The sequence below is a fragment of the Pseudomonas sp. LAIL14HWK12:I1 genome, assembly GCF_003202095.1.
In the GTDB taxonomy this organism is placed as follows: Bacteria; Pseudomonadota; Gammaproteobacteria; order Pseudomonadales; family Pseudomonadaceae; genus Aquipseudomonas; species Aquipseudomonas monteilii.
In genome coordinates this window covers 92,597-109,145 of sequence record NZ_QJKG01000005.1, presented here as the reverse complement: position 1 = coordinate 109,145, position 16,549 = coordinate 92,597, and the positions used below count along the sequence as shown (strand labels likewise).

16 protein-coding genes are annotated in these 16,549 nt (G+C 63.1%); 14 read left to right on the top strand and 2 right to left on the bottom strand.

Translation table 11 applies throughout. The features are described 5' to 3' along the window. Positions 1-18 precede the first annotated feature (18 nt). Positions 19-3,273, bottom strand: a complete 3,255-nt coding sequence (gene rne, locus D906_RS14495; RefSeq protein ID WP_027615864.1) for a ribonuclease E — start codon at positions 3,271-3,273, stop codon at positions 19-21. A gap of 796 nt (positions 3,274-4,069) precedes the next feature. Here rne and rluC point away from each other — a divergent pair. From rluC to D906_RS14475, 3 genes are read left to right on the top strand one after another with little or no spacing between them, the layout of a single operon-like run. Continuing rightward, positions 4,070-5,026, top strand: a complete 957-nt coding sequence (gene rluC / locus D906_RS14485; protein WP_025754829.1) for a 23S rRNA pseudouridine(955/2504/2580) synthase RluC — start codon at positions 4,070-4,072, stop codon at positions 5,024-5,026. Positions 5,027-5,029: 3 nt separating this feature from the next. Further along, complete coding sequence (locus tag D906_RS14480; protein ID WP_016715134.1) at positions 5,030-5,704, top strand: HAD family hydrolase; 675 nt, start codon at positions 5,030-5,032, stop codon at positions 5,702-5,704. Between the two features lie 6 nt (positions 5,705-5,710). Further along, on the top strand, positions 5,711-6,700 hold the full coding sequence (locus tag D906_RS14475) for a S49 family peptidase (protein WP_016715135.1): 990 nt from the start codon (positions 5,711-5,713) through the stop codon (positions 6,698-6,700). Positions 6,701-6,789: 89 nt separating this feature from the next. Here the strand turns inward: D906_RS14475 and D906_RS14470 are convergent, their stop codons facing one another. After that, positions 6,790-7,368: a nucleoside triphosphate pyrophosphatase gene (locus D906_RS14470; protein ID WP_025754827.1), complete on the bottom strand. Its 579-nt coding sequence runs from the start codon at positions 7,366-7,368 to the stop codon at positions 6,790-6,792. Between the two features lie 96 nt (positions 7,369-7,464). On the opposite strand from D906_RS14470, the gene D906_RS14465 reads away from it, so the two are divergent. The 11 genes from D906_RS14465 to D906_RS14415 all read left to right on the top strand — a co-directional run bounded on the left by D906_RS14465 (position 7,465) and on the right by D906_RS14415 (position 16,528). Then, entirely contained in the window at positions 7,465-7,992 is a 528-nt protein-coding gene (locus D906_RS14465; protein WP_012313431.1) for a YceD family protein, read from the top strand. A gap of 13 nt (positions 7,993-8,005) precedes the next feature. Then, the gene (gene rpmF / locus D906_RS14460; RefSeq protein WP_003247154.1) at positions 8,006-8,188 is read left to right on the top strand and encodes a 50S ribosomal protein L32; all 183 of its coding nucleotides are present in this window, start codon (positions 8,006-8,008) and stop codon (positions 8,186-8,188) included. 3 nt (positions 8,189-8,191) lie between these two features. Then, complete coding sequence (plsX, locus tag D906_RS14455; RefSeq protein WP_016715138.1) at positions 8,192-9,202, top strand: phosphate acyltransferase PlsX; 1,011 nt, start codon at positions 8,192-8,194, stop codon at positions 9,200-9,202. A gap of 127 nt (positions 9,203-9,329) precedes the next feature. Continuing rightward, entirely contained in the window at positions 9,330-10,268 is a 939-nt protein-coding gene (gene fabD, locus D906_RS14450) for an ACP S-malonyltransferase (protein WP_025754825.1), read from the top strand. Between the two features lie 15 nt (positions 10,269-10,283). Further along, on the top strand, positions 10,284-11,024 hold the full coding sequence (fabG, locus tag D906_RS14445) for a 3-oxoacyl-ACP reductase FabG (protein ID WP_016715140.1): 741 nt from the start codon (positions 10,284-10,286) through the stop codon (positions 11,022-11,024). Positions 11,025-11,226: 202 nt separating this feature from the next. Then, positions 11,227-11,463 (top strand): acyl carrier protein, encoded by a 237-nt coding sequence (gene acpP, locus D906_RS14440; RefSeq protein ID WP_025754824.1) that lies wholly within the window; start codon positions 11,227-11,229, stop codon positions 11,461-11,463. 189 nt (positions 11,464-11,652) lie between these two features. Further along, positions 11,653-12,897 carry a beta-ketoacyl-ACP synthase II gene (fabF, locus tag D906_RS14435; RefSeq protein ID WP_016715142.1) on the top strand — a complete coding sequence of 415 codons (1,245 nt, stop codon included), beginning with the start codon at positions 11,653-11,655 and terminating at the stop codon, positions 12,895-12,897. After that, on the top strand, positions 12,897-13,712 hold the full coding sequence (gene pabC / locus D906_RS14430; protein WP_019098592.1) for an aminodeoxychorismate lyase: 816 nt from the start codon (positions 12,897-12,899) through the stop codon (positions 13,710-13,712). The genes fabF and pabC overlap by 1 nt, the downstream gene beginning before the upstream one ends. A 4-nt stretch (positions 13,713-13,716) precedes the next feature. Next, positions 13,717-14,907 (top strand): endolytic transglycosylase MltG, encoded by a 1,191-nt coding sequence (gene mltG / locus D906_RS14425; RefSeq protein WP_019098591.1) that lies wholly within the window; start codon positions 13,717-13,719, stop codon positions 14,905-14,907. 9 nt (positions 14,908-14,916) lie between these two features. After that, a complete protein-coding gene (gene tmk / locus D906_RS14420) occupies positions 14,917-15,549 on the top strand; it encodes a dTMP kinase (RefSeq protein ID WP_019098590.1) in 633 nt (210 codons plus the stop codon). Then, positions 15,542-16,528, top strand: a complete 987-nt coding sequence (locus D906_RS14415) for a DNA polymerase III subunit delta' (protein ID WP_027615863.1) — start codon at positions 15,542-15,544, stop codon at positions 16,526-16,528. Before tmk ends, D906_RS14415 begins: the two co-directional genes overlap by 8 nt. The last annotated feature ends 21 nt before the right edge of the window (positions 16,529-16,549 follow it).

The window sequence follows — 16,549 nt, the reverse complement described above, 5'->3', positions numbered from 1 at the left end:
TTCATTCAGCTTTGGCTATCAACCGTGATGAGGCTTGTGCTCATCGGCGGCTTCCAGGGCTGGCTCCTCGGAGGCAGCAGCAGCTTCCTGTGCAGCTTTGGCGGCAGCCTCGGCCTCACGCTTGCGGCGGCGCACTTCACGCGGGTCGTTCGGCGCACGGCCGTTGGCCAGCATGACAGTAGCAGGCTCTACCGCTACCGGGGCTTCGACCGGTGCCGGCTCGACCGCCACAGGTGCAGGCTCGGCCACAACTTCTGGCTGGGCTTCAACAACCGCTGCAGGCTGCTCGACAACCGGAGCGGCTTCGACCACGGTCGGGGCCTGTTCGATTTCACCGGCTTCGACCACCTGGGCCTCCACTGGCGCCTCGGCAACCACAACCGGCTCGGCGGCAGGTGCTTCCTCAACGGCTGGCTGCGGGGCGACTTCGACCACTGGCGCGGCAGTGACTTCGGTCACGACCACCGGCTCGCTGACAGGCTGCTCGACCACTGGGGCCACGGCGGCTTCCTCGGCCTTGACGACCGCTTCGGCCTGCTCCACTTTTTCAGCCTGTTCAACCGGCTGGGTGGCTTTGCTGTTGTCGGCCTCTGCAACGACGGCAACTTCAGCGGTAGCACGCTCGGCCTGCTGGTTGGCCTGGGCCTCGGCGTCGGCACTGATGTTGCTGCTGGCGACAGCGGCAGTTACTGCCAGGCCAGCGGCCAGTTCGGCACCCAGCTCGGTGGCCTGGTGCTGTTGTGGCTGCTCTTCGCTGCTTTCTTCTTCGCCGTCGATCAGCTCGCCATTGGCGTTGCGCTGACGCTCGCGACGGTTGCTGCGACGACGCTGGCCACGGGAGCGGCGGCGCGGGCGCTCGCCATCGGTGCCTTCCTGCTCGTCTTGCAGCAGCTCTTCGTTCGGCAGTTGCTCTTCGGCCAGTTCGGCAGCCTGTTCAGCTGCTTCTTCGGCTACCCGTGGTTGACGCTCTTCGCGTGGTGGGCGTGGAGCACGCTCTTCGCGTGGGGCGCGTTCTTCACGAGGAGCGCGTTCTTCGCGAGGAGCGCGTTCTTCGCGTGGGGCACGCTCTTCACGCGGAGCACGTTCTTCGCGTGGGGCGCGCTCTTCACGCGGAGCACGTTCTTCACGTGGTGCGCGTTCTTCACGAGGAGCGCGTTCTTCACGGGCTACACGTTCTTCGCGTGGCTGACGCTCTTCACGTTCGGCTGGCGGGGTGGCATCCAGCGGCTCGCGCAGTTCGCGCACGCGCTCTTCGCCACGGTTGTTACGGCGGTCTTCGCGCGGCTGGCGTGGTGCACGTTCTTCACGCGGTGCACGCTCTTCGCGTGGGGCGCGTTCTTCACGTGGCGCACGCTCTTCGCGCGGTTGGCGTTCTTCGCGTGGCGCGCGCTCGGCACGCTCTTCACGCGGCTTGCGCTCTTCGTCACGGCGGCCGTTGCGGTTGCGGCTTTGCTGGCGGCCGTTGCGGCGCTCTTCGTTGCGCGGGCTGCGTTCGGCAGCCGGTTTTTCGGCGGCGGTAGTCACGACCGGTGCGGCAGCAGGCTCGTCCTTGCCGGCGAACAGGCTGACCAGCGACTTCACCAGGCCCTTGAACAGGCTTGGCTCCGGAGCGCTCGGGGCAGGGGCGACCTGTGCGGCAGGCTGCTGCTCTTCAGCGGCGGCGGGTACTGGCGCATTGGCGCGGGCCGGAGCGGTCTTCACCGCGGCCTCCTGGCGTACCAGGGTGCGGGTGGCGGTCGGCTGCGGCGCTTCTTCGGCCTCGGAGGCGGCGATTTCGTAGCTGGACTGGTTGTTCAGCACTTCCGGGTTGTCGTCGCGCAGGCGCTGGACTTCGAAGTGCGGGGTTTCCAGGTGGTCGTTCGGCAGGATGATGATGCGCGCACGGGTGCGCAGTTCGATCTTGGTGATCGAGTTGCGCTTCTCGTTGAGCAGGAACGCGGCTACCGGAATCGGGACCTGAGCACGGACTTCGGCGGTACGGTCCTTCAGGGCTTCTTCTTCGATCAGGCGCAGGATGGCCAGCGACAGCGACTCGACGTCACGGATGATGCCGGTGCCTGAGCAGCGCGGGCAGACGATGCCGCTGCTCTCGCCCAGCGACGGGCGCAGGCGCTGACGGGACATTTCCAGCAGGCCGAAGCGCGAAATGCGGCCAACCTGTACGCGGGCGCGGTCGGCTTCCAGGCATTCGCGAACGCGCTCTTCCACTGCGCGCTGGTTCTTCGCCGGGGTCATGTCGATGAAGTCGATGACGATCAGGCCGCCGATGTCACGCAGGCGCAGCTGGCGGGCGATTTCTTCGGCCGCTTCCAGGTTGGTCTGCAGGGCGGTTTCTTCGATGTCGCTGCCTTTGGTGGCGCGCGCCGAGTTGATGTCGATGGACACCAGGGCTTCGGTCGGGTCGATCACGATCGAGCCACCGGACGGCAGGTCGACTACGCGCTGGAAGGCGGTTTCGATCTGGCTTTCGATCTGGAAGCGGTTGAACAGCGGCACGCTGTCTTCGTACAGCTTCACTTTGCTGGCGTACTGCGGCATCACCTGGCGGATGAAGGTCAGGGCTTCTTCCTGGGCGTCGATGCTGTCGATCAGCACTTCACCGATGTCCTGGCGCAGGTAGTCGCGGATGGCGCGGATGATGACGTTGCTTTCCTGGTAGATCAGGAACGGCGCGGCGCGGTCCAGGGACGCTTCCTTGATGGCGGTCCACAGTTGCAGCAGGTAGTCGAGGTCCCACTGCATCTCTTCGCTGCTGCGGCCGAGGCCGGCAGTGCGCACGATCAGGCCCATGTCGCCCGGCACGGTCAGGCCGTTCAGGGCTTCGCGCAGTTCGTTACGCTCTTCGCCTTCGATGCGGCGGGAGATGCCACCGGCACGCGGGTTGTTGGGCATCAGTACCAGGTAGCGGCCGGCCAGGCTGATGAAGGTGGTGAGGGCGGCGCCTTTGTTGCCGCGCTCTTCCTTCTCGACCTGGACGATGACTTCCTGGCCTTCGCTGAGCACTTCCTTGATGTTGACGCGGCCTTCGGGGGCCTTCTTGAAGTATTCGCGGGAGATTTCTTTCAGCGGCAGGAAGCCGTGACGTTCGGAACCGAAGTCGACGAAGGCGGCTTCGAGGCTGGGTTCGATGCGGGTGATCTTGCCTTTGTAGATGTTGGCCTTTTTCTGCTCGCGCGCACCGGACTCGATGTCCAGGTCGTAGAGACGTTGGCCGTCCACCAGGGCTACACGCAACTCTTCGGGTTGAGTCGCGTTAATCAGCATTCTTTTCATGTTGTACCGTCGGTTTCCGGGCTGCCGGAAACGGCGTTCGGCACACACGACGTCTCATGGTCGGTGCCAAGGTGCGCAAAGGGTGGCCGGGCCACCCCCGTGTCGAGCGACGTTCGGCACCAGCCGGTTGCCCAGCCTGCCGTTGTCGCGACGACGCGTCCTGTTTGCTGCGGTGCCAACAAGGCCCCGGTGGCTTCGAATAGGAATCCGAATCAACCAAGCGGGCCTTGTGCACTCAGTCAGGAGGAGGAATCAACCGTCAGCCGTGGACGCCCGGGGGCATCTGTTCAGGACCTTATCCGCTCGCCAGCCGTCAGTGGGCTGGTGGCCGGACGCGGTGCTACACGGTCCGAGGGCTGTGCATCTCCACCCTGCACGTATCCCTGATAATTCGGGTGCTGCCGCGCGCTGAATCCGCAACGGGTTGCATTTTTCGCCACTGCAGGTACTGCACTGGCGCCATTCATGTCCAAGGCAGGTATTTCCGAAGCATTCGCCGTGCGTTGCGTGGAAGCGACGGGGCGGGCAGAGGTGCAGCGAAAAGAATCGGGTAAGCAGGTGAAACACCGCACTTGTCGTTTTTTTTCGGTCTTCTCTACACAGCGCTGGTGGCGATTCCAGGCAATTCGGTAAACTGGCGAAAACCCCGTAGGACGGCCTCGCGTCCTGGAGAATTGCGTTGGTCAGGGCCGGCAAAGAGCCTGGTGCCGCTGGCCTGCCGCTTTTGGCGGCGTTCGCGACTATAGCAGCAATGATTAAGTGCTTCAATTCCATAAAAAATTGTTATGATCCCGCCATGACGACCAATACCCCTCCGACTTCCGGCGTTCAGCTGATCGAAGTCGCGCCGGAGCTTGCCGGCCAACGCATCGACAATTTCCTCATCACGGCCCTCAAGGGCGTGCCCAAAACCTTGGTGTACCGCATCCTGCGCAAGGGTGAAGTGCGGGTGAACAAGGGGCGGGTCAAGCCGGAGTACAAGATCCAGGCTGGCGACATCGTGCGGGTGCCGCCCGTCCGCCTGCCGGAGCGCGACGAGCCGGCGCCGGTGGCCCAGGGCCTGCTGCAGCGCTTGGAGGCCGCCATTGTCTACGAAGACAAGGCGCTGATCGTGATGAACAAGCCGGCTGGTATTGCCGTGCACGGCGGCAGCGGCCTGAGCTTTGGCGTGATCGAAGCGCTGCGCCAACTGCGGCCGGACGCCAAGGAACTGGAGCTGGTGCATCGCCTGGACCGCGACACCTCCGGCCTGCTGATGATCGCCAAGAAGCGCAGCATGCTGCGCCACCTGCATGCCGCGCTGCGCGGCGACGGTGTCGACAAGCGTTACATGGCGCTGGTGCGCGGCCACTGGCCCACCTCGAAGAAGCAGGTCAATGCGCCCTTGCTCAAGAGCAACCTGCGCTCCGGCGAGCGCATGGTCGAAGTGAACGAGGAGGGCAAGGAAGCGCTGACCCTGTTCCGCGTGCTGCGCCGCTTTGGCGAGTTCGCCACCATTGTCGAGGCGCGTCCGATCACTGGGCGTACCCACCAGATCCGCGTGCACACCTTGCATGCCGGGCACATGATTGCCGGCGACAGCAAGTACGGTGACGAAGACTTCAGTCGCGAAATCCGCGAGCTGGGTGGCAAGCGCCTGTTCCTGCACGCCTACGCGCTGACCGTGCCGCTGCCGGACGGTGGTGAGCTCAAGCTTGAAGCGCCCGTGGATGAAGTGTGGGCGAAAACCGTTGAGCGTCTGAGTGCGTCCTGATCTATGAAAAAAGGCTATGAGCTACTGATCTTCGACTGGGACGGCACACTGGCCGATTCCATCGGGCGCATCGTCGAGGCCATGAACGCCGCTGCCGATCGTGCCGGTGAGGCGCAAAGCAGTGACGAGGCGGTCAAGGGCATCATCGGCCTGGCCCTGGGCGAGGCCATTCATACCCTGTACCCGCACCTGGCACCTGCGCAGGTCGAAACCTTCCGTCAGCACTATGCCGATATCTACATGGCGCTGGACCAGCAGCCTTCGCCGTTGTTCGATGGCGTTGTCGAGTCGCTGGACGCCTTCCGTGCCGAGGGTTACCGCCTGGCGGTGGCTACCGGCAAGGCGCGTCGCGGCCTGGATCGGGTGCTCAAGGCCAATGGTTGGGAGGCGTTCTTCGATATCACCCGCGCCGCCGACGAAACCCGTGGCAAGCCGCATCCTTTGATGCTTGAGGAAATCCTCGGCCATTGCGGCGTCGAACCCGGGCGTGCGCTGATGGTCGGAGATTCGGCGTTCGACCTGCAGATGGCCAGCAATGCCGGTATGCATTCGGTGGCGGTGGGCTATGGTGCCATGTCGCTGCAGGCGCTGGCCGAATTCGGCCCGCAGGTGTGCATCAACCACTTTTCCCAGCTGCGCGAGTGGCTGGCTGGTTCCGCAATTCCACTTCCAAGGTAGGTAAGCATGGCAGATGAATGGAAAGCCCCCGAGGCCGAGCCCGAGGAGCGTGAAGAGCGCAAAAGCTGGAAGCTGCTGGAGAAGACCCTGCTGGCCAGCGTGCAGGAGCAGCGTCGGTCGCGGCGCTGGGGCATCTTCTTCAAGCTGCTGACCTTCGTCTACCTGTTCGGCATCCTGGCGTTGTTCACGCCGCTGATGGACATGGACAAGGCCGCGTCGCGCAGTGCCAGCCATACCGCGCTGGTCGAGGTGCGCGGGGTGATTGCCGATCAGGAGGCCGCCAGCGCCGACAATATCGTCAAGAGCCTGCGCGAGGCGTTCAAGGACAGCAAGACCAAGGCTGTGGTGATGCGCATCAACAGCCCGGGTGGCAGCCCGGTGCAGGCGGGTTATGTGTATGACGAAATCCGCCGTTTGCGGGCCGAATACCCGGCCATCAAGCTGTATGCGGTCATTGCGGACCTTGGTGCTTCCGGTGCCTATTACATCGCCAGTGCGGCGGACGAAATCTATGCCGATAAAGCCAGCCTGGTCGGCTCCATTGGTGTGACGGCGGCCGGCTATGGTTTTGTCGGCACCATGGAGAAGCTCGGCGTGGAGCGGCGTTCTTACACGTCGGGTGAGCACAAGGCGTTTCTCGACCCGTTCTCACCGGAAAAGCCTGATGAAACCCGGTTCTGGCAGGGCGTGCTGGACACCACGCACAACCAGTTCATTGCCATGGTCAAGCAGGGCCGTGGCGAGCGCCTGAAGGACAAAGAGCATCCAGAGTTGTTCAGTGGCCTGATCTGGTCGGGTGAACAGGCCAAGGCGCTGGGGTTGGTGGACGGGCTGGGCAGTGCCAGTTATGTGGCACGTGAGGTCGTTGGTGAGAAAGAGTTGGTGGACTTCACCGTTCAGGAGTCGCCGTTCGACCGCTTCTCCAAGCGTGTAGGGGCTAGCGTGGCCGAGCACCTGGCGATGTGGATGGGGTTCCAGGGGCCACAGTTGCGCTGAAGGTTCGTCGCACGGTCTGCGGCGCCTGATTAATCGAGCGCCGCCCGCGCGGCGCTCGATCTGTCGGGCGCAACAAATCTCCAGGCGGGCTAAGGGATATCCACGCCTTCCTTTGTCAGCATGTCCACCAGCCTAATCAACGGCAGCCCGATCAGGCTGGTTGCATCGCACCCATGCGTGCTCTGGAACAGGCTCACCCCCAATCCCTCAGCCTTGAAGCTTCCTGCGCAATCCAGTGGCTGTTCCGCCGTCACATAGCGCTCCACCCGCTCCCTGCTCAATTCGCGCAGCGTCACCGTAAACGGCACGCAGTCCACCTGGCAGTGCCCGGTCGCAGTATTGAGCAATGCCAGCCCGGTCAGAAAACTCACCTGCTGCCCGCTGCACTCCAGCAGTTGCTCGCAGGCCCGCTCGAACGTGTGAGGTTTGCCCAGCACCTGTTCGCCCAATACTGCAACCTGGTCCGAGCCGATGATCAGGTGTCCGGGGTGGCTTCCCGCCAAGGCTTCGGCCTTTTGCCTGGCCAGCCGGCGCACCAGGTCCACGGCGGGTTCATCAGCCAGGCGCTGCTCGTCTATATCGGGGCTTGCCCAGGTGAAGGGCAGGCGCAGGCGTGCGAGCAGTTCGCGGCGATAGGCAGAGCTGGAAGCCAGTAGCAAAGGAAGCATGGTAGACTCCTGAATCAGTTGAACAAATTCTATCACGCACGATGCCGCCTAATTTCCTTTGACAGGGGCGGGGGGCATCCCTATTATGCTGCGCCTATGTTGAATGACCCGATTCCACCTCACGTTGACCCGCGCAAATTAGCCGATCGTGGCGTAACCCTTAACGGTTCGCTGCAACTCGCTGATTTGGAAAGACTCTGCGACCCGCTTTCCGACAATGTCGGTACGGTGCAGGCGAAGTTCGATTTTGAACGAGATGAACAGCACGTCGTGGTTATCCACAGCGAGCTGGACGTCGAAGTCAAGATGGTTTGCCAGCGTTGTCTTGAGCTGGTCACCCTGCCGATTCACAGCGAATGTACTTACGCCGTGGTGAAGGAGGGTGCGAATACCCAGTCGTTGCCGAAAGGCTATGACGTGCTGGAACTGGGCGAAGATCCTTTGGATCTGCAGGCATTGATCGAGGAGGAGCTTCTGCTCGCCTTGCCAATCGTGCCTGCTCATCATCCGGAAGAATGCCAGCAGCCGGCGGGCGCAGACGAGCCCGAATCGAGCAAGGACGAGGTATCGCGGTCCAACCCGTTCAGTGTTTTGGCGCAGTTAAAGCGTGACCCAAACGTTTAGGAGTTAATCAATTATGGCTGTTCAGCAGAACAAAAAATCCCGCTCTGCCCGTGACATGCGCCGTTCGCACGACGCCCTGTCGGAAAACGCGCTGTCGGTAGAGAAAACCACCGGTGAAGTTCACCTGCGCCACCACGTTTCGCCAGAAGGCGTATACCGTGGTCGCAAAGTGGTCGACAAGGGCGCTGACGAGTAATCCTTGTCCGCTCAGATCATCGCGATCGACGCAATGGGCGGGGACTTCGGTCCCCGCAGCATTGTCCAGGCTAGCATTGCCTGCCTTTCTGCTACTCCCTCGCTGCACCTGACCCTCGTCGGTCAACCCTCACTCCTGGAAGATCTTGTCAGCGGCCTTGCGGCTGCGGATCGCGCGCGTCTGCAGATTGTCGCCGCCAGTGAGGTGGTCGGCATGGATGAGCGGCCCTCCCAGGCATTGCGGGGCAAGCCGGATTCGTCGATGCGCATCGCCCTGGAACTGGTGCGTGACGGCAAGGCCCAGGCCTGCGTCAGTGCCGGCAATACCGGCGCGCTGATGGCGCTGTCCCGTTTCGTGCTCAAGACCTTGCCGGGTATCGACCGGCCCGCCATGGTGGCCGCAATTCCGACTCAGGCGGGTTACTGCCAGTTGCTCGACCTGGGTGCCAATGTCGATTGCAGTGCCGAAAACCTCTACCAGTTTGCCGTGATGGGCTCGGTGGCTGCTCAGGCCCTGGGTGTGCATCGTCCACGGGTGGCGCTGCTGAACATCGGCACCGAGGACATCAAGGGCAATCAGCAGGTCAAGCTGGCTGCCAGCCTGTTGCAGAATGCCCGTGGGCTTAACTACGTGGGTTTTGTCGAAGGTGACGGGCTGTATCGTGGTGAGGCCGATGTGGTGGTGTGCGATGGGTTCGTCGGCAATATCCTGCTCAAGTCCAGCGAGGGGCTGGCGACGATGATCGCTGCGCGCATCGAGCAGTTGTTCAAGGGCGGCGTGTTGTCGCGGGCGGCCGGGGCGGTGGCCATGCCGCTGCTCAAGCGTCTGCAGGCCGACCTGGCGCCGGCGCGGCACAATGGTGCCAGTTTTCTGGGGTTGCAGGGCATTGTCATCAAGAGCCATGGCTCGGCGGGCGTGCAGGGCTTCCAGAGTGCTATCCAGCGGGCGCTGATCGAGATACAGGAGAACCTGCCGCAGCGCTTGCATGGGCGCCTCGAAGACCTGTTGCCTTAGGCATTTTGCCCATGAAGTGCTTAAATGTGACCGCTTGGTCTGTGTATCCATCCAAGTTTTCAGATTCCGCGCCTGGCCCAGGGCCTGGCGCACCCTATCCGACGACAAGATCATAAGGGCTTGTTCAATGTCTGCATCTCTCGCATTCGTCTTTCCCGGTCAAGGTTCCCAGTCGCTGGGCATGCTCGCCGAGCTCGGCGCCGAGAAGCCAGTGATCATCGAAACCTTCAAGGAAGCGTCCGAAGCCCTGGGTTACGACCTGTGGAAGCTGGTCCAGGAAGGTCCTGAAGAGCAACTCAACCAGACCGACAAGACCCAGCCGGCCATCCTCACCGCGTCCATCGCGCTGTGGCGCCTGTGGCTGGAAGAGGGCGGCGCGCAGCCAGCCTTCGTTTCCGGCCACAGCCTGGGCGAATACAGTGCCCTGGTCGCTGCGGGCAGCATCACCCTGAAAGACGCTGTTCGCCTGGTCGAGCGCCGCGGTCAGCTGATGCAGGAGGCCGTACCGGCGGGTCATGGTGCCATGGCTGCCATCCTCGGCCTGGACGACGCTGTGGTCGTTGAAATCTGCGCCGAAGCCGCTGAAGACCAAGTGGTCAGCGCCGTCAACTTCAACTCGCCAGGCCAGGTGGTCATCGCTGGCAATAAAGCTGCCGTGGATCGCGCCATGGAGCTGTGCAAGGCCAAGGGCGCCAAACGCGCCCTGCCGTTGGCGGTCAGCGTGCCGTCGCACTGTGCCCTGATGAAGCCGGCGGCCGAGCGCTTTGCCGAGTCGGTCAACGCCATCGAGTGGAAGGCCCCGCAAATTCCAGTGGTGCAGAACGTCACGGCTGCTGTTGCCGCCGACCTCGATGCACTCAAGCACGACCTGCTGGCGCAACTGTACCTGCCTGTGCGTTGGGTGGAGTGTGTGCAGACCCTGGCTGCCAGCGGTGCGGTCAACCTGGTCGAGTGTGGCCCGGGCAAGGTCCTGGCTGGCCTGAACAAGCGTTGCGCCGATGGCGTGACCACTTACAACCTCAACACCCCTGATGCCGTTGCCGCCACCCGCGCGGCACTGGCCTGATTTGGAGAAGCTTGCATGAGCCTGCAAGGTAAAGTTGCACTGGTCACCGGCGCCAGCCGTGGCATTGGCCAGGCCATCGCCCTCGAGCTGGGCCGCCAGGGCGCGACCGTGATCGGCACCGCCACTTCGGCGTCCGGCGCCGAGCGCATCGCTGCCACCCTGAAAGAGCACGGCATCACCGGTACCGGCATGGAGCTGAACGTGACCAGCGCCGAGTCCGTTGAAGCGGTACTGGCCGCCATCGGCGAGCAGTTCGGCGCACCGGCCATTTTGGTCAACAACGCCGGCATCACCCGCGACAACCTGATGCTGCGCATGAAAGACGACGAGTGGTTCGACGTGATCGACACCAACCTGAACAGCCTCTACCGTCTGTCCAAGGGCGTGCTGCGTGGCATGACCAAGGCACGTTGGGGTCGTATCATCAGCATCGGCTCGGTCGTGGGTGCCATGGGTAACGCCGGTCAGGCCAACTATGCGGCCGCCAAGGCTGGCCTGGAAGGCTTCAGTCGCGCCCTGGCGCGTGAAGTGGGCTCGCGTGGCATCACCGTCAACTCGGTGACCCCGGGCTTCATCGACACCGACATGACCCGCGAGCTGCCAGAAGCGCAGCGCGAAGCCCTGCAGACCCAGATTCCGCTGGGCCGCCTGGGCCAGGCTGACGAAATCGCCAAGGTGGTTTCGTTCCTGGCATCCGACGGCGCTGGCTACGTGACCGGCGCTACCGTGCCGGTCAACGGCGGGATGTACATGTAACACTGCAACTCAATGTGACGGATTTCGTAAAAAAAGAGTCATACTGCGAGCCTAAAATCCGTTATAAAGCTGCAACCAGATTCCAGGCAGCGGGTGGGGTGACTGGCGTGAAAGCGCGTTTCGCTTGAAAAGCGAACGTCTTTCTATAAAATTAGCCACCGGCCAGCTGCCTGACATATATCCATTAGGAGTAAACCTAGGTATGAGCAACATCGAAGAACGCGTCAAGAAAATCGTCGCCGAGCAACTGGGCGTCAAGGAAGAAGAAGTGACTCTCGAGAAGTCCTTCGTTGATGACCTGGGTGCCGATTCGCTTGACACCGTTGAGCTGGTGATGGCTCTGGAAGAGGAATTCGAGACCGAAATCCCTGACGAAGAAGCCGAGAAGATCACTACCGTTAAAGCTGCCGTAGACTACGTCATTGCCCACCAAGGCTAAGACGCTTTAGTCGACGCTTCTTGTCGGGGAAAACCGCACTGCCTTCGCCGGCGTGCGGTTTTTTCTTTGCGAGCACGCCGCGTTCTGGCGGGGCTGCTTTGTTCACCGCGCACCGAGAGCCTGTTGTCATTTCATTCCATCGTATGAATGCAATGCCAAGAGACTCTGTTATTAGAAAAGGAGAGTACTGTGTCGCGTAGACGCGTCGTGGTCACCGGTATGGGTATGCTGTCGCCACTGGGTACCGATGTACCGAGCACCTGGCAGGGCATTCTGGCTGGCCGCAGTGGCATTGGTCCGATCGAACACACGGACCTGTCTGCCTACTCCACCCGTTTTGGCGGCTCGGTGAAAGGCTTCGAAGTCGAGCAATACCTGTCGGCCAAAGAGGCCCGCAAGCTCGACCTGTTCATCCAGTACGGCCTGGCGGCCGGTTTCCAGGCGGTGCGTAATGCCGGCCTGGAGGTCACCGACGCCAATCGCGAGCGTATTGGCGTGGCCATGGGCTCGGGTATCGGTGGCCTGACCAACATCGAAGAAACCAGCCGCACCCTGCACGACTCGGGGCCGCGCCGCATTTCGCCGTTCTTCGTGCCGGGCTCGATCATCAACATGATCTCCGGGTTCCTGTCGATCCACCTGGGTCTGCAAGGGCCGAACTACGCCATTGCCACCGCCTGCACCACCGGCACCCATTGCATCGGCATGGCCGCACGCAATATCGCCTACGGTGAGGCCGACGTGATGATCGCCGGTGGCGCCGAAATGGCCGCCTGCGGCCTGGGCATGGGCGGTTTCGGTGCTTCGCGCGCGCTGTCCACCCGCAACGACGAGCCAAGCCGGGCCAGCCGCCCGTGGGACAAGGGCCGTGACGGCTTCGTGTTGTCTGACGGTGCCGGTGCCTTGGTGCTCGAAGAACTGGAGCACGCCCAGGCGCGTGGTGCGACCATCTATGCCGAGCTGGTTGGCTTTGGCATGAGCGGCGACGCCTACCACATGACTTCGCCGCCCGACACTGGCGAAGGCGCTGCCCGTTGCATGGCCAACGCCCTGCGCGATGCCGGTATCAAGCCGGAAGAGGTCAGCTACATCAACGCCCACGGCACTTCGACCCCTGCGGGCGACGTGGCCGAAGTGGCTGCGATCAAGCGCGTGTTCGGTGAGCATGCCTACAAGCTGGCTGTCAGCTCGACCAAGTCGATGACCGGTCACCTGCTGGGTGCTGCCGGCGCGGTGGAGGCGATCTTCAGCGTACTGGCCATCAACAGCCAGATGGCACCGCCCACCATCAACCTGGACGAGCCGGACGAAGGTTGTGACCTTGACTTCGTGCCGCACCAGGCGCGCAGCATGCCGATCGACGTGGTGTTGTCCAACTCGTTCGGCTTTGGCGGCACCAACGGCTCGCTGGTGTTCCGCCGGTTCGCCGGTTGATGCACGGCTGGATCGATGGCCAGCCGGCGGCTGCACTCAACCTGCAGAACCGTGGCCTGGCCTACGGCGATGGCCTGTTCGAGACCATTGCCGTGCGCGGCGGTCGCCCCAGCTTGCTGGACGGCCACCTCGCACGCCTGGCGCTGGGCTGCCAGCGCCTGGCGATCAACGCCGACCTGGCGCTGGTGCGCGACGAACTGCTTCGCTATGCCAACCAGCTCGGGGAAGGCGTAGCCAAACTTATCCTCACCCGTGGCGACAGCCAGCGTGGCTATGCCCCGGTAGCCGATGCCGCGCCACGGCGCATCCTGCAGGGCAGTCCGTTGCCCGGTTATCCTCTTGAGCATGCCGAGCAAGGCGTGCGGTTGTTCCCTTGCCAGACCCGGCTTGGGGAACAACCGCTGCTGGCCGGGCTCAAACACCTCAACCGCCTGGAGCAGGTGCTGGCACGTGCCGAATGGCAGGACAGCGAACACGCCGAAGGCCTGATGCGTGACGGGCAGGGCAGGGTAATCGAAGGGGTATACAGCAATCTGTTCCTGGTGCGCGACGGCGTGCTGCTTACCGCCGACCTCAGCCGCTGTGGTGTAGCCGGGGTGATGCGTGCGGCGTTGCTGGAGCAGGCCGTACTGCTGGGCATCCCGGCGCAGGTCTGTGACCTGCCGTTCAAGGCGCTGGAGCACGCAGATGAAGTATTTGTTTGCAATAGCGTTTACGGCATTTGGCCCGTGCGTGGCGTAGCCGCGCTAAACTGGTCGCCTGGCCCGCTCACCCGTAAACTGCAGGCCGTTGCCCGTACGTTACTGGAAACCTGAATTCGTGAGACGTAAATTCCTGCTGCTGCTGGAAATGGCCTTGATCCTTGCCGGCCTGGCGCTTGGCTGGTCGGCCTGGAAGGTCAACGCCGTCCTGGAGCAGCCCTTGCACATCACGCAGGAGCGCCTGCTCGATGTACCCAATGGCACCACCCCCAACCGCATGTTCTATCGCATGCAGAGCGAAGGGTTGCTCGAAGACGCCGTGTGGCTGCGCTTGTACTGGCGCTTCAACATGGCCGGCACCCCCCTGCACACCGGCGAGTACCGCCTCACCCCGGGCATGACCGTCGGGCAGCTGTTCGATGCCTGGCGACGTGCTGATGTGGTGCAGTACAACCTCACGCTGGTCGAAGGCTGGACCTTCCGCCAGGTACGCTCGGCCGTGGCCAAGCATGAAAAGATCAAGCACACCCTGGACGGCCTGTCGGACTCCGAAGTGATGGACAAGCTCGGCCATACCGGCGTGTTCCCGGAAGGGCGCTTCTTCCCGGACACGTACCGCTTCGTGCGTGGCATGAGCGATGTCGAGTTGCTGCAACAGGCCTACATGCGTCTGGACGAAGTGCTGGCCAAGGAATGGGCCGAGCGCACCACCGACCTGCCATACCGCGACCCGTACCAGGCGCTGATCATGGCTTCGCTGGTGGAAAAGGAAACCGGTATCCCTCAGGAACGTGGGCAGATAGCCGGCGTGTTCGTGCGGCGCCTGCGCCTGGGCATGATGCTGCAGACCGACCCGACGGTGATCTACGGCATGGGTGAGCGTTACAACGGCAAGATTACCCGCGCCGACCTGCGCGAACCGACGCCCTACAACACCTATACCATCACAGGGTTGCCGCCGACCCCGATTGCCATGGTCGGTCGCGAAGCGATTCATGCGGCGCTCAACCCGTCGAACGGTACCAGCCTGTACTTCGTCGCCCGTGGCGACGGTAGCCACGTGTTCTCCGACGACCTCGATGACCACAACTCGGCGGTGCGCGAGTTCCAGCTCAAGCGCCGTGCAGACTACCGCTCCAGCCCCGCCCCGCAGCAAGAGGCACAACCGGCTGCTGAAGACGCCCAGCCCGAGGTGCCTGCGGCGGATGAGCCGGCTACGCAGCCGGCACCCGATGAGCCCCCTGTGCAAGACGCCCCTGCCGGTGGCGCGCAAGCGGCCGAACGGCCGACGCCTGACGAACAACATTAAGGACTGCCTGTGAGCGGCTTGTTTATTACGCTGGAAGGCCCCGAAGGCGCGGGCAAGAGCACCAATCGTGACTACCTGGCCGCGCGCTTGTGCGAGCAGGGCCTGGATGTGGTATTGACCCGGGAGCCTGGTGGTACGCCGCTGGCCGAAAAAGTGCGCGAACTGTTGCTGGCTCCCAGCGATGAAACCATGGCAGCCGACACTGAGCTGCTGCTGGTATTCGCTGCGCGCGCCCAGCACCTGGCACAGGTCATTCGTCCGGCATTGGCTCGCGGGGCCGTCGTGTTGTGTGACCGCTTCACGGACGCCACCTATGCCTATCAAGGGGGTGGCCGTGGTTTGTCTGTCGAGCGTATCGCTGCCCTGGAGCAATTTGTACAGGGCGACTTGCGCCCAGATCTGACCCTGGTGTTCGACCTGCCGGTCGAAGTTGGCCTTGCCCGCGCCGCCGCTCGCGGTCGCCTGGACCGTTTCGAGCAGGAAGGCCAGGCCTTCTTCGAAGCCGTTCGCCAGGCGTATCTGCAGCGCGCCCAGCGCGAGCCACAGCGCTACAGCCTGCTGGACGCCGCGCAATCCCTTGAGGCCGTGCAGCGGGCCATTGACGTGCTGCTGCCCGGCATCGTGGAGCGTTGCCGTGGCTGAGGCCTACCCTTGGCAGCAGGCCCTCTGGCAGCAGCTGGCCGGCCGAAGCCAGCACGCCCATGCCTATCTGTTGCACGGGCCACAGGGTATCGGCAAGCGGGCCTTGGCAGAGCGCCTGATGGCCCTTTTGCTGTGTCAGCAGCCTCAGGGCCTGAACGCCTGCGGTGGGTGCAAGTCTTGCCTGCTGCTCAAGGCGGGTAGCCACCCGGACAACTTCGTCCTCGAACCTGAAGAGGCCGATAAGCCGATCAAGGTCGACCAGGTGCGCGAACTGGTAGCCTTCGTGGTGCAGACGGCCCAGCTGGGCGGGCGCAAGGTCGTCTTGATCGAGCCGGTGGAGGCGATGAACGTAAATGCCTCCAACGCACTGCTCAAAAGCCTTGAAGAGCCCTCTGGCGATACCGTGTTGCTGTTGGTCACACACCAGCCTAGCCGCCTGCTGGCCACCATCAAGAGCCGCTGCCAGCAGGTCGCCTGCCCGCAGCCCAGCTTGGCCCAGAGCCAGGCTTGGCTGGCCGAAGCGTTGCCCGACAGTGACCAGGCCGAACGTGACGAGCTGCTGACGTTGGCGGCCGGTTCGCCATTGATGGCAGTCAGTCTGCAGGCGCAAGGCGTGCGTGAGCAGCGTGCGCTGGTTACCGATGGGGTGAAGAAGCTGCTCAAACAGCAGCAATCGCCGAGTCAGTTGGCCGATGCCTGGAACGGTGTACCGTTGTTGCTGCTGTTCGACTGGTTTTGCGATTGGTCGCACCTGATCCTGCGCTACCAGTTGACCCAGGACGAGGAAGGTTTAGGCTTGGCCGATATGCGCAAGGTGGTGCAATACCTGGCGCAGAAGAGCCGCCAGGCCAAGGTGCTGGAGGTGCAGGCGTGGATCCTGGAGCAGCGCCAGAAGGTGCTGGGCAAGGCCAACCTCAACCGTGCCCTGTTGCTAGAGTCGCTGCTGGCTCACTGGCTGCAATTGCCGGGCGCCCGCTGATTTCCCATTTTTCATGTGTGC

What these genes read in the sequence shown, in the direction of transcription:
- rne (WP_027615864.1), bottom strand. Translation starts at nt 3,273, where the DNA reads ATGAAAAGAATGCTGATTAACGCGACTCAACCCGAAGAGTTGCGTGTA.
- rluC (WP_025754829.1), top strand. Translation starts at nt 4,070, where the DNA reads ATGACGACCAATACCCCTCCGACTTCCGGCGTTCAGCTGATCGAAGTC.
- D906_RS14480 (WP_016715134.1), top strand. Translation starts at nt 5,030, where the DNA reads ATGAAAAAAGGCTATGAGCTACTGATCTTCGACTGGGACGGCACACTG.
- D906_RS14475 (WP_016715135.1), top strand. Translation starts at nt 5,711, where the DNA reads ATGGCAGATGAATGGAAAGCCCCCGAGGCCGAGCCCGAGGAGCGTGAA.
- D906_RS14470 (WP_025754827.1), bottom strand. Translation starts at nt 7,368, where the DNA reads ATGCTTCCTTTGCTACTGGCTTCCAGCTCTGCCTATCGCCGCGAACTG.
- D906_RS14465 (WP_012313431.1), top strand. Translation starts at nt 7,465, where the DNA reads ATGTTGAATGACCCGATTCCACCTCACGTTGACCCGCGCAAATTAGCC.
- rpmF (WP_003247154.1), top strand. Translation starts at nt 8,006, where the DNA reads ATGGCTGTTCAGCAGAACAAAAAATCCCGCTCTGCCCGTGACATGCGC.
- fabD (WP_025754825.1), top strand. Translation starts at nt 9,330, where the DNA reads ATGTCTGCATCTCTCGCATTCGTCTTTCCCGGTCAAGGTTCCCAGTCG.
- fabG (WP_016715140.1), top strand. Translation starts at nt 10,284, where the DNA reads ATGAGCCTGCAAGGTAAAGTTGCACTGGTCACCGGCGCCAGCCGTGGC.
- acpP (WP_025754824.1), top strand. Translation starts at nt 11,227, where the DNA reads ATGAGCAACATCGAAGAACGCGTCAAGAAAATCGTCGCCGAGCAACTG.
- pabC (WP_019098592.1), top strand. Translation starts at nt 12,897, where the DNA reads ATGCACGGCTGGATCGATGGCCAGCCGGCGGCTGCACTCAACCTGCAG.